The 11,686-nt window shown below is 74.6% G+C and carries 11 protein-coding genes and 1 pseudogene; 8 read left to right on the top strand and 4 right to left on the bottom strand.

What is annotated here, in order from left to right; genetic code table 11:
- Positions 1-6: 6 nt before the first annotated feature.
- Complete coding sequence (locus FVA95_RS03130) at positions 7-645, bottom strand: CDP-alcohol phosphatidyltransferase family protein (protein WP_051050132.1); 639 nt, start codon at positions 643-645, stop codon at positions 7-9.
- A 189-nt stretch (positions 646-834) separates the two neighbouring features.
- Here FVA95_RS03130 and FVA95_RS03135 point away from each other — a divergent pair, with 189 nt between their 5' ends.
- The 4 genes and pseudogenes from FVA95_RS03135 to FVA95_RS03155 all read left to right on the top strand — a co-directional run bounded on the left by FVA95_RS03135 (position 835) and on the right by FVA95_RS03155 (position 4,621).
- On the top strand, positions 835-1,362 hold the full coding sequence (locus FVA95_RS03135) for an OsmC family protein (RefSeq protein WP_149662841.1): 528 nt from the start codon (positions 835-837) through the stop codon (positions 1,360-1,362).
- A gap of 345 nt (positions 1,363-1,707) precedes the next feature.
- A pseudogene (locus FVA95_RS33810) lies at positions 1,708-2,457 on the top strand (MEDS domain-containing protein); the annotation flags it as partial.
- A gap of 121 nt (positions 2,458-2,578) precedes the next feature.
- Entirely contained in the window at positions 2,579-3,529 is a 951-nt protein-coding gene (locus tag FVA95_RS03150) for an ATP-binding protein (protein WP_161992179.1), read from the top strand.
- 219 nt (positions 3,530-3,748) lie between these two features.
- Entirely contained in the window at positions 3,749-4,621 is an 873-nt protein-coding gene (locus tag FVA95_RS03155) for a BTAD domain-containing putative transcriptional regulator (RefSeq protein WP_083695912.1), read from the top strand.
- A gap of 137 nt (positions 4,622-4,758) precedes the next feature.
- On the opposite strand, the gene FVA95_RS03160 is transcribed toward FVA95_RS03155, so the two are convergent.
- Positions 4,759-5,538 carry an enoyl-CoA hydratase/isomerase family protein gene (locus FVA95_RS03160; protein WP_149662844.1) on the bottom strand — a complete coding sequence of 260 codons (780 nt, stop codon included), beginning with the start codon at positions 5,536-5,538 and terminating at the stop codon, positions 4,759-4,761.
- A complete protein-coding gene (gene fgd, locus FVA95_RS03165; RefSeq protein WP_149662845.1) occupies positions 5,535-6,539 on the bottom strand; it encodes a glucose-6-phosphate dehydrogenase (coenzyme-F420) in 1,005 nt (334 codons plus the stop codon). Before fgd ends, FVA95_RS03160 begins: the two co-directional genes overlap by 4 nt.
- A 329-nt stretch (positions 6,540-6,868) precedes the next feature.
- On the opposite strand from fgd, the gene recQ reads away from it, so the two are divergent.
- The 4 genes from recQ (at position 6,869) to FVA95_RS03185 (ending at position 11,520) form a co-directional block, all read left to right on the top strand.
- Positions 6,869-8,716 carry a DNA helicase RecQ gene (gene recQ / locus FVA95_RS03170; protein WP_149662861.1) on the top strand — a complete coding sequence of 616 codons (1,848 nt, stop codon included), beginning with the start codon at positions 6,869-6,871 and terminating at the stop codon, positions 8,714-8,716.
- Positions 8,713-9,483: a gamma-glutamyl-gamma-aminobutyrate hydrolase family protein gene (locus FVA95_RS03175; RefSeq protein WP_205015749.1), complete on the top strand. Its 771-nt coding sequence runs from the start codon at positions 8,713-8,715 to the stop codon at positions 9,481-9,483. The genes recQ and FVA95_RS03175 overlap by 4 nt, the downstream gene beginning before the upstream one ends.
- A gap of 115 nt (positions 9,484-9,598) precedes the next feature.
- A complete protein-coding gene (locus tag FVA95_RS03180; protein ID WP_226362419.1) occupies positions 9,599-10,177 on the top strand; it encodes a DinB family protein in 579 nt (192 codons plus the stop codon).
- A 149-nt stretch (positions 10,178-10,326) separates the two neighbouring features.
- Positions 10,327-11,520, top strand: a complete 1,194-nt coding sequence (locus FVA95_RS03185) for an alpha/beta hydrolase (protein ID WP_149662846.1) — start codon at positions 10,327-10,329, stop codon at positions 11,518-11,520.
- Here the strand turns inward: FVA95_RS03185 and FVA95_RS03190 are convergent.
- On the bottom strand, positions 11,517-11,686 hold a 170-nt coding region (locus tag FVA95_RS03190; RefSeq protein WP_149662779.1), incomplete at its 5' end, for an integrase core domain-containing protein. The genes FVA95_RS03185 and FVA95_RS03190 overlap by 4 nt on opposite strands.

The following is an 11,686-nucleotide window of genomic DNA, read 5'->3' on the forward strand; positions in this document are numbered from 1 at the left end:
GGGAGCCTATCCCCCGGCGCGGTCGTGATCGAACCGGGTCGCCGGGGCCGGGACACCCGGCGCCGGGCGGCGCAGCGCCAGCCGGAACTGGGCCAGGTAGAGCAGCCCCGACCACAGGTAGAGGGCCACGCCCCAGATGGCGAAGGCGTTCGCGACGACACCGACCACGGCCTCGGCGGGCGTGGGGCCGTCGCCGAGCAGGAGCAGCGGGAAGGCGTAGAGCAGCACGAAGGTGGCGGCCTTGCCGAGGTAGACGACCTCGAAGGGGCCGTAGCCGCGGTGGCGCAGCACGAACACGCAGCCGGCGAGGACGACGTCGCGGGCGACCAGGGCGACCACCGCCCACCAGGGGACGATGTCGCGCGCGGCCAGCCCGACCAGCGCGGCCAGGATGTAGAGGCGGTCCACGGCCGGGTCGAGCATGGCGCCGAACCGGCTGAACTGGTCCAGGACACGGGCGAGCTTGCCGTCGAGCCAGTCGGTGAACCCGCCGATCGCCAGCACCGCGACGGCCCAGCCGTCGGCCTCCGGGCCGAGCATCAGCCACAGGAACAGCGGCACCCCGGCCAGGCGCAGCATGCTGAGCGCGTTCGGGACGGTCCAGAGCCGGTCGTCGTCGGTGGGCGGGCCCACGGTGTCGTGCACCGAGTCCCGGACCGTGTCGCGCACCGTGTCCCGGACGGTGTCGCGGGCCTCGCGGACCGAGTCGGCGGCCTCGCGGGCGCTGCGGCGCACCGCGGCCGCCCGTCCGGTGTCGCTCTCCCTGCCCACACCGGGCACCCTAGTCGTCGGGTCGGGGTGTGCGGGGCGCCCCGTCGGGGTGAGGATGGGGACATGACCGACACCAACGTCTCCCTCCGTGACATCCAGGCCCCGCTCAAGCAGCAGTACCGCGACGATCCGGAGTCGGCGGTCATCACCCTCAAGGCCGACGGCGAGCTCGGCTCCGGTGTGGCGTGCAAGGTCTCCACCGGCCAGGCGATGGCCGAGGCGGGCCTGCACCCGGCCACCGGCGGCGACGGCACCCAGCTGTGCTCGGGCGACATGCTGCTGGAGGCCCTGGTGGCCTGTGCCGGGGTGACCCTGCGCGCGGTGGCGACCGCGCTGGAGCTCGAGGTGCACGGCGCCGTGCGGGCCGAGGGCGACCTCGACTTCCGCGGCACCCTCGGCGTCGCGAAGGACGCCCCGGTCGGGTTCCGGGAGATCCGGCTGTCGTTCGACGTCGACATCCGCGACGGCGACGCACCGGCCGCGCAGGACAAGGTCGCGACCCTGGTGAAGCTGACCGAGCGGTACTGCGTCGTCCTGCAGACCATCCAGGGCAGCGCGACCACCTCGGTCGCGGTCAACCCGGCCGCCTGACCTCGCCACGCCACCACCACGCCGCCACGGACGGTGAACCCCCGGACGCCGGGAGCCACCGCCGTCCGGCGGACACCGGACAGCGCCGAACGGCCGTACGTCCTGGTCGGACCGGGTCTGCGCACCACCGTCGCCCGCCGGTGACGTTCCGTTCGTCGCGCGTCACCGTCGGTTCGGCGCCTCGCACGTTCCGAGGTCTCGGGCCTCCGCCGAGGGCCTCCGTACGGTTGATCCGTCCAGGAGTTCGTGACGGGGTGTGCCCGGCGCCGCGAGGAGCGGCGGCGGGGCGGGCGCGGCAGGTGAGACGTGATCAAGCTGGCGGACGCGCTGACGTCCGGGGATCACGTGTGCGCGGTCCCGGACAGCACCGAGCACCTCGGGGAGCTCGCCGCCGCCTACGTCGGGCACGGTCTCGACCGGGGCGAGCGCATCCTCTACTTCGACGACGACGGCGCCGCCGACGTCCTGCTCCGCCGTCTCGCCGAGGACGGCGTCGAGGTCGACGACCCGCTGCGCCGCGGCCAGCTGGAGATCCTGCCCGCCGAGCGGACCCGGCAGACCTTCCGCACCCCGCTCGCCGACGTCTACGCCGGGATGGCCGACGAGATCGTCCGCTCCCGCGAGCTCGGCTGGAACGGCACCCGGATGACCGGCCAGATGCACTCCGTGCTCGACGCGGGCGCCGCCGGCACCCTGCCCGAGTACGACGGCCTGCTGGCCCGGCTGGTCCGCGAGAGCGCGGGCGGGCTGACCGCGCTGTGCACCTACGACGACCACTTCCCCGCCGAGCAGGTCGACATCATGCGTGCGCTACACCGCGACCACGTCCCGTGCTCCACCGCCTACGACGACGGCCTGCTCCGGATCGTCCGGCTCGGCACCGGTCACGCACGGCTGGCCGGCGAGGTCGACCACAGCAACCGCTCGAAGATCACCTCGCTGCTGCACTCCGCGCTGGACTCCGCACTGCGCTCCGCCGACGCATCCCCCGACATCGGCCTGGACATGGCCTCGGTGCGGTTCATCGACGTCGCCACCGCGGTCGCGCTGGTGCACGCCGCGGAGGGGTTCCCGGCCACCCACCGCCTGGTGCTGCACCGGGTCCGGCCGCGGGTGCTGCGGGTGCTCGAACGCTGCGGTGCCGCGTTCTCCCCCAGCTCGTGTTCGACGACCGTCCGCCGGCCCCCGAGGTCGTGCACCCGGGAGGACGGGTCCGGTGAAGGTCAACGCCGCTCCCCGCCCGCCCGGCTTCCGGCACGCCCTGGTGCACGCCGACGACCCGGTGGAGCTGCTCGCCGCCGTCGTTCCGGCGGCCCGGGCAGCGGCGCGGGACACCGGTGCCCGGGTCGCGCTCGACCTGCCGACACCGCTGGAGGAGGCGCTGCACGACGAGCTCGGCGACGAGGTCGAGCTCGGCAGGCTGACGTCGTTGACCAGCTCGGCCCGGGAGTCCGGACAGACCGTCGCCGCCTGGCGGGCCCGGGAGCTGCGTGCGCTGACCTCGTCGGGCCGCCCGGTGCTGGTGGTGGGCGCGCACGACCCGGACCTCGACGGGGTCGACGGCGGGTTCTGGGTCGAGCTGGAGGCCGCGCTCAACATCTCCCTGGCAGGGCTGCCGGTGCTGCAGGTGTGCGCCTACCCACGGCTGCCGCTGCACGGCGCGGTCGGCGAGTCCGCCGAGGTCAACCACCCGCTGCGGCTGCACGCGTCCGGGCTCGCCGCGAACCCGCGGTACCGCCCGCCCGCCGAGGCGGTCGCGGCCCTGCCGATCGCGCCGCCGCACCTGCTCGGGCCACCAGACGTCACGCTGTCCTACAACACCTTCGAGCTGTCCCGGGTGCGCGACGCCGTGACCGAGGCCGCCCGGGCCTGCCGGTTCGACACCACCCGCGGCGAGGACATGGTGCAGGCGGTCAACGAGATCGCCACCAACGCCGTCGAGCACGGGTCCCCACAGGCAGAGCTGTCGGTCTGGGCACGCGACGGCGAGCTGGTCTGCAAGGTCCAGGACAGCGGGGTGATCGCGCTGCCGCTGATCGGGCTCGCGCCGCCGCACCCGTCGCAGGCGCGGGGGCGCGGGACCTGGATCGCCCGGCAGCTCTGCGACAGCCTGCACGTGTGGCGGGCACCGGACGGCACCCACGTCCGGCTGCTCTCCCGGGCCTGAGGCAGATCTCACGATCCGCCCCCACCCGGATCTCACACCGTGGGCACTGCTGGGCTATCCTCGCAAGCGACGACACCACACGGAGACGCCGCCCGCCGTCCGTGTCGGTGCGGTTCCGTCGTGCCCGCTCCGCGATCCGAGGCCTCCCGCCCGGCGCGCCCCGGCTCCGTGCGGAGCCGACCGCGGGCCGAACGCCACGACCGATCCGGGGAAACGGCCATGTCCGACGACGATCACTGTCGATCCAGTGAGCAGATCACTCCCACCTCCGCCCCGCACGTGCGAGTGCTGGGCTCGTTCGGGCTACGCGCGGATGACCGCGCCGTCCCGCTGCCGGTCGACTCCCGTCGCCTGGTCGCCTACCTCGCCGTGCACCGGCGCCCGCAGCCGACGGCGGCGCTCGCGGCGACGCTGTGGCCCGGGGTCGGCCCGGTCCCCGCGGCCCGGCTGCTGGACGAGGCCGTCGCCGGCGTCGACGTACCGGGGCTGCTCGACGCCGACCACCTCGGGCGGCTGCAGCTCGCCGACGACGTGGTCGTCGACCTCACCGAGGCCATGCTCCTGATCCGCGGGCTGTCCGCGCCCAGCATGCTGCGCACGGTGCGCGAGATCGGCGCCCCGGAGACCACGCTGCTGGAGTCCGACATCCTCCCGTCGTGGACCGCGCCGTGGATCGCCGTGGAGCGCGAGCGGTTCCGCCAGCTGCGCCTGTCCGCCCTCGAGGGGCTGGCCGGCACGCTCACCGCCGCCGACCGGCACGACGACGCCGTCGCCGTCGCGCGCCGGGCCGTCGCCACCGCCCCGAGCCGCGAGCGGTCGCGTCGCGCGCTGGTCGAGGCGCTGCTCGCCGGCGGGCACGTCGCCGACGCCCTCGCCGAGTACGAGGAGTTCCAGCGGCTGCTGCGCAACAGCGTCGGCGCCACTCCGGACTCCGAGCTCGACCGCCTGCTCGCCCCGCTCGACGCGGGCTGGCCGCTCGGCCCGGGTCTGCACCGCCCGACGCAGCGCCTCACCGTGGGCATGCCCGGCATCTCCCGCGGCCCGCAGCGGTCGCGCCGGGTCGTCGCGGGGAGCCCGGCCAGCGCGCGCTGAGCGACCGCACCGCGACACACGCCAGGACACACGTCGGACACACTCGGAGGGGGCGCGACCGGTCGGTCGCGCCCCCTCCGTCGTGTCCGGGTGCCGTGTCCGGGTGCGTTGTGGACGAGGTTGCCGGCAGGGTCGGCTCAGTGGAACTGCGGGCGACGCTTCTCGCCGAACGCCGCGAGCCCCTCGGCACCCTCCGGGCCCGCGGCGCAGGTCGCGATGGAGTCCGCCTCCGCCGCCAGCTGTTCGGTGAGCCCCCGGTCCCAGCCGTCGGTCAGCAGCCCACGGATGCGGCCCAGCGCGGCCGTCGGGCCCTGGGCGAGCCGGTGCGCGACCGCGGCGGCCTCGTCGGCGACCCGGTCGTCGTCGACGACCGAGGCGAGCAGCCCCACCTCGGCCAGCGTCTCCGCCTCCAGGACCTCGTCGGTGAGCAGGACCCGTCGCGCCCGCGCGGCGCCGATCAGCCGCGGCAGCGTCCAGGTCATCCCGCCGTCCGGGGAGAACCCGATGCCCGGGTAGGCCGGACGCATCCGGGTCGAGGTCCCGCCCACGGCGAGGTCGCACGCCAGCGCGATGCTCATGCCCGCACCGGCCGCCCAGCCGGCGACCGCGGCGACCGTCGGCACCGGGCTCGCCGCCAGCGGGCGCAGCATCGAGTGGAAGGTGTCGGCGAGGGAGTGCACGTAGGCGTAGCGGTCCTCGGCGCCGGCGAAGGCACGCACGTCACCCCCGGTGCAGAAGTTCTCGCCGTCGCCGTGCACCAGGACCGCACCGGTCTCGGCCGGGTCGAGCGCCAGCAGCGCCTCGGCGACCTCGGCCACCGCGGGGCCGTCGAGGGTGCCGTGCCGGCCGGTGGAGATGCGGCAGCGCAGCACCCGCCCCTCGCGGGTGAGCGCCGGGGCGCTCGTCGCGGCGCTCACGCGAGCGCCCGCAGCTTCGGCGCGACGTCGGTCGTGAACTGCTCCAGGAACCGGCGCTGGTCGTGGCCGGGGCCGTGCACGACCAGGTGGTTCAGGCCCGCGTCGAGGTAGGGCTTGATCTGCGCGACGGCCTCGTCCGGGTCGGAGGCGACGATCCAGCGCTTCACGACCTGCTCGATCGGCAGCTCGTCGGCGAGGCGCTCCATCTCCCGCGAGGAGTCCACCGAGTTCTTCTGCTCCGGGGTGAGCGACAGCGGCGCCCAGAACCGGGTGTTCTCCCGGGCGGCGTCGGGGTCGCGGTCGTAGCTGATCTTGATCTCGATCATCCGGTCGATGCCCGCGGCGTCGCGGTCGGCCTTCTCCGCGCCCTCCTCGACGGCCGGGATCAGCTTGTCGGTGTAGAGCTCCATGCCCTTGCCCGAGGTGCAGATGAACCCGTCGCCGAAGCGGCCGGCGAAGCGCGCCACCATCGGGCCGCCCGCGGCCACGTAGATCGGCACCGGCTGCTCGGGCCGGTCGTAGATCATGGCGTCGACGACGGTGTAGTACTCCCCCTCGGTGCTGACCGACTCCTCGGTCCACAGCGCGCGCATCATCTTCACGGCCTCGCGCAGCCGGGCGAAGCGCTCCTTGAACTCCGGCCACTCGCGCCCGGAGACGGCGATCTCGTTGAGCGCCTCACCGGTGCCGACGCCGAGCGCGACCCGGTTGCCGGTGAGCAGCGCCATCGTCGCGAACTCCTGGGCGAGCACCGCGGGGTTGTAGCGGAACGTGGGGGTCAGCACCGAGGTGCCGATCTGCACCCGCTTCGTGCGCTCTCCCACCGCCGCCATCCAGGGCAGCGCGGCCGGGGCGTGGCCGCCCTCGTGCCGCCAGGGCAGGAAGTGGTCCGACGCCCAGACGCTGTCGAGCCCCAGCTCCTCGGCGAGCACCGCGTACTCGACGAGGTCGCGGGGGCCGAACTGCTCGGCCGACGCCTTGTACCCGATCTTCAGATCCACGGGTCCGTCCTTCTCACGTGATCGCCCGGCGTCCGGTCTGCGGGGCGCCGTTGGTCCTGCAGGTCTTGCTACACCCCGGGAGCGTCCGGCGCAGCACCGCGGCGCCCACGACACACGGGCGGTGACCGGGACCACGCGTCGGACGCGGTGCTCGGTGCCGCGAGACGAGTGCCGGGCGGGGCGCGGCGGGCGGGGCTCGTACGATCGACGACGTGTTCGACGCCTCCGCCCCGGACGAGATCCCGCTCCCGCCCGAGCCCGAGGAGGAGTACGGGTACGAGCCCCCACCGGAGGACGCCTGGGCCGCCGCACCCGCACCGGACCGTGAGCTGCCCGTCCCCGAGCGGGTGCACAGCAGCGACCCGCACGAGATCCTGCGCCGGGTCTTCGGCTACGACGCGTTCCGCGGCGAGCAGCAGGCGATCGTGGAGCAGGTCGTCGGCGGCGGCGACGCGCTGGTGCTCATGCCGACCGGTGGCGGCAAGTCGCTGTGCTACCAGGTCCCGGCGCTGGCCCGGCCCGGGACCGGCGTCGTCGTCTCCCCGCTGATCGCGCTGATGCAGGACCAGGTCGACGCGCTGCGCGCGCTGGGGGTGCGGGCCGGGTTCCTGAACTCCACCCAGGACGCCGACGAGCGCCGCCTCACCGAGCAGGAGTTCCTCGCCGGGGAGCTGGACCTGCTCTACCTCGCCCCCGAGCGGCTGCGGGTCGAGTCCACCGTCCGGCTCCTGGAGCGGGGCCGCATCGCGCTGTTCGCGATCGACGAGGCGCACTGCGTCGCGCAGTGGGGGCACGACTTCCGGCCGGACTACCTGCTGCTCTCCGAGCTGCCGAAGCGCTGGCCGGACGTCCCGCGGATCGCGCTGACCGCGACCGCGACCGACGCGACGCGCACCGAGATCGCCCAGCGCCTGGAGCTGACCGATGCGCGCCACTTCGTGGCGAGCTTCGACCGGCCCAACATCCAGTACCGGATCGTCGCGAAGAACGAGCCACGCCGCCAGCTGCTGGAGCTGCTGCGCGCCGAGCACGCCGGGGACGCGGGCATCGTCTACTGCCTCTCGCGGCGCAAGGTCGAGGAGACCGCGGAGTTCCTCACCGCGCAGGGCATCCGGGCGCTGCCCTACCACGCGGGGCTCGACGCGTCGGTGCGCCGGGAGAACCAGTCCCGGTTCCTGCGCGAGGACGGCCTGGTCATGTGCGCGACGATCGCGTTCGGGATGGGCATCGACAAGCCCGACGTGCGGTTCGTCGCGCACCTGGACCTGCCCAAGTCCGTGGAGGGCTACTACCAGGAGACCGGCCGCGCCGGGCGCGACGGCGAGCCGTCCACGGCCTGGCTTGCCTACGGGCTCGCCGACGTCGTCCAGCAGCGGAAGATGATCGACGACGGCGAGGGCGACGCCGCGCACAAGCGGCGCCTCGCCCAGCATCTCGACGCGATGCTCGCGCTGTGCGAGACGACCGAGTGCCGCCGGGCCCAGCTGCTGCGCTACTTCGGGCAGAAGCCGGAGTCGGAGCGGTGCGGGAACTGCGACACCTGCCTGACACCGGTGTCCTCGTGGGACGGCACGGTCGCGGCGCAGAAGGTGCTGTCGACGGTGTGGCGGCTGAAGAAGGAGCGCAACCAGGAGTTCGGTGCCGGACAGGTCGTCGACATCCTGCTGGGCAAGCACACCCCGAAGGTCGACCAGCACCGCCACGACGAGCTGTCGGTGTTCGGGATCGGGACCGAGCTGAGCGACGTCGCCTGGCGCAACGTGCTGCGCCAGCTGGTCGCGCGGGGACTGCTGACCGTCGGTGGGAACTACTCCACCCTGCGGTTCACCGACGAGTCCCCGGCCGCGATGCGCGGTGAGCAGAAGGTCATGCTGCGCACCGAGCCGGAGCGCACCGCACGGCCGTCGCGGTCCCGGGGCGGCGGGTCGAAGCCGGCCGTGGAGATGCCGGCCGAGGTCGCGCCGGTGTTCGAGCGGCTGCGGGCCTGGCGGGCGGCGACGGCGAAGGAGCAGGGCGTCCCCGCCTACGTGATCTTCCACGACGCGACGCTGCGCGAGATCGCCACACGGTCCCCCGCCGACCGGGCCGCGCTCGGCACGATCTCCGGGATCGGCGAGGGCAAGCTCGCCCGCTACGGCGACCAGGTGATCGACGTGCTGCACGGGGCCGGCTCGTGACGCGCCCGCTGATCGGCATCAGCTGCTACAGCGAGCGGGCCGACTACTGGATCATGCGCGACGACGACGTCGTGCTGGTCCCCCGCACCTACGTCGACATGGTGCTGGCCGCGGGCGGGGTCCCGGTGCTGCTCGCCCCGGTGAACGGCGCCGAGGAGGCCGTGGACGCCCTCGACGGGCTGCTCCTCACCGGCGATCAGGACGTCGACCCGGCCCGCTACGGGCAGGTGGCCGGCGCGCACACCGACACACCGCGCACCGGGCGCGACGCCGCCGACGTGGCGGCGCTGCACCGGGCGCTCGGCCGCGGGATCCCGGTGCTGGGGGTGTGCCGCGGGCTGCAGCTGCTCAACGTGGCGCTCGGCGGGACGCTGCACCAGCACCTGCCCGACGTGGTCGGTGCACAGGTCGCCGGAGCGCACTCGGCCGGGCCCGGCGTGTACGCGCCGGTGCCGGTGCTGACCGAACCGGGGACCCGGGCCGCGGAGATCCTGGGTCCGGGCCCGGTGACGGTGCGCTGTCACCACCACCAGGGCGTGGACCGGGTCGCCCCCGGGCTGCGGGTGTCCGCCCGCGCCGGGGACGTCGTCGAGGCGCTGGAGTGGAGCGACCCGGCCGGCCCCGGCGGCACGGACGCGCCCTGGGTGGTCGGTGTCCAGTCCCATCCCGAGCGCGACGCCGAGGACCTGCGTCTTGCCCGCGCCCTGGTCGCCGTCGCCACCCGGGCCCGCAGCCGCGCCTTCCGCCCGGTCCGCCTCGCCGGCTGAGCCGGATCCACACCCCCTGCCGGGTGTCCACACCCGCCACGACGGGTGTGCCTACCGGACAGGGGGTGTGGACGCGGGCAGCGGGTGTCCGCGATCGAGGACAGGCTGTGGGGTCATGACGGAGATGGGGACGACGACGGGTGTCGACTGGAACTCCGAGCTGCTCGCTCAGCTGACGTTCCACTGGGAGACCGCACTGCGCCCGCGGCTGGCCGGGCTCACCGACGACGAGTACCACTGGGAGCCGGTACCCGGCTGCTGGGGCGTGCGCCGCCGCGGGGAGTCGGTGACCCCGCCGGGGGCCGGACCGGGCGACTGGGTGATCGACTTCGCCTTCCCGGCGCCGGAGCCGCCCCCGGTCACGACGATCGCCTGGCGGATCGCGCACGTCGTCGTGGGGGTGTTCGCGTTGCGGTCGCACTCCCACTTCGGCGGACCGGCGGTCGACTTCGACTCCTACGACTACCCCGGCACCGCGGCCGCGGCCCTGGACGCCCTGGACACCGAGTACGCGCGGTGGACCGCCGGGGTCGCCGCGCTCGGCTCCGACGGCCTGGCCCGGCCGTGCGGACCGGCCGAGGGGCCCTACGCCGACGCGCCGCTCGCGACGCTGGTGCTGCACATCCACCGCGAGGTCCTCCACCACGGGGCCGAGATCGCGCTGCTGCGGGACCTCTACCGCGCCCGCGCCTGAGCAGCCCGCCGAGCGGAGCGCCTACTCTGTTGCACAACGACATCCGACGGTGCGACGGACGACGGGGGCCCGCAGTGGGACAGGACACGGACACGGGGCGGACGGCGGCGGGGCCGGTCACACGATCGGGTCCTCGACGCGCGGGGGCGGTGCTGCTCGCCTCCCTGCTCGGCCTGCTGGCCGTCCTCGTGCTGGTCTGGACCGTCCTCGCCCAGGCGCTCGCGCTGGCCCCGGTCGGCTGGTGGGGGCCGCTGCTGCAGGACGTGACGTCGCAGGGGCTGGTGCTCGTGCTGGGGTCGCTGCGCGACGGCCTCGGCGTGTGGAACGTCGTCCTCGCCCTGGTCGGCGTGGCGGCCGCCGCCGGGATGCGGGCGCTGTCGCGGCGCCGCCGGGCCGGCTCGGTGCTGATCGGCCTCACCGTGGCCGCCACGCTGGTGGCCGCGGGCACCTACACGGCGCTCGTGGTGAGCGTCGCCCGCGACGGCGGCGGGCTGCACCTGTTCTCCCCGGTCTCCCCGGTGCCGGTCGCCGCGCCCGGGCCGGACCGCACCGTCGAGTTCGGTGCTCCGGGCGGGACCCCGCTGCTCGCGGACCTCTACCTGCCCCGGCCCGGCGGCGGTCCCGCGCCGGTGCTGGTGCGGGTGCACGGCGGCGGCTTCGTGCAGGGTTCGCGCGGGCCGTCGTCGTACAACCGGTTCCTCGCCGACAACGGGTACGCCGTCGTCGACGTCGACTACCGGCTCGCGACCGAGGAGCTGCACAACTGGGACACCCAGGTCGGCGACGTCGGCTGCGCGCTCACCTGGGTCGGCACCGCCGGCCCGGGGCTCGGGCTGGACACCTCGCGGGTCGGGATCTTCGGCGAGTCGGCGGGCGGCAACCTCGCGGTCAACGCCGCCTACCTCGACAGCGCCGGCACCCTGGCCCCGACCTGCGGTGACCGCGCCGCGCTGCCCCGGGTGCGGGCGGTCGCCGGGATGTACCCGGCGGTCGACCTGACCGCCACCGAGCCGTTCTCCGCGATCGGGCGCCAGGTCGGGGCGGCCTACATCGACGGGTCGCCGGAGCAGTTCCCGCAGCGCTACGCGTTCACCGACTCGATCACCCATGCCCGGTCCGACTCGCCGCCGACGCTGGTCGTGCAGGGCTCGGCGGACCACCTCGTCCCGGCGGCGCCGGTGGCGCGCTTCACCGCCGCGATCGCCGATCTCGGCATCCCGACCCGTTACCTGCAGCTGCCCGGCCTCGAGCACGGCGCCGGGGACGGGCTCGGCACCGTCACCCCGGGCACCGAGCTGCAGCGCGCGGCGCTGCTGTCCTGGTTCGACCGCTGGGTGCGCTAGGTGTGATGTCCAGGGAGGTTGGTCAGCCTGGTGACTGGTGGCTGGCCGCCGATGGCGGAGTGAGCGCGGTGGTGATTGTAGAAGTGCAGCCAGCCGGGTAGGGCGTCGTTGCGTTGGCGGGTCGACTCATAGAGTCGGGCGTAGGCCCAGCCGTCGGCCAGGGTCC

This window comes from Pseudonocardia sp. EV170527-09 (assembly GCF_008369905.1).
Classification (GTDB): Bacteria; Actinomycetota; Actinomycetes; order Mycobacteriales; family Pseudonocardiaceae; genus Pseudonocardia.

Coding starts and splice junctions, on each gene's coding strand:
- FVA95_RS03135 (WP_149662841.1), top strand. CDS start 835: ATGACCGACACCAACGTCTCCCTCCGTGACATCCAGGCCCCGCTCAAG.
- FVA95_RS03155 (WP_083695912.1), top strand. CDS start 3,749: ATGTCCGACGACGATCACTGTCGATCCAGTGAGCAGATCACTCCCACC.
- FVA95_RS03180 (WP_226362419.1), top strand. CDS start 9,599: ATGACGGAGATGGGGACGACGACGGGTGTCGACTGGAACTCCGAGCTG.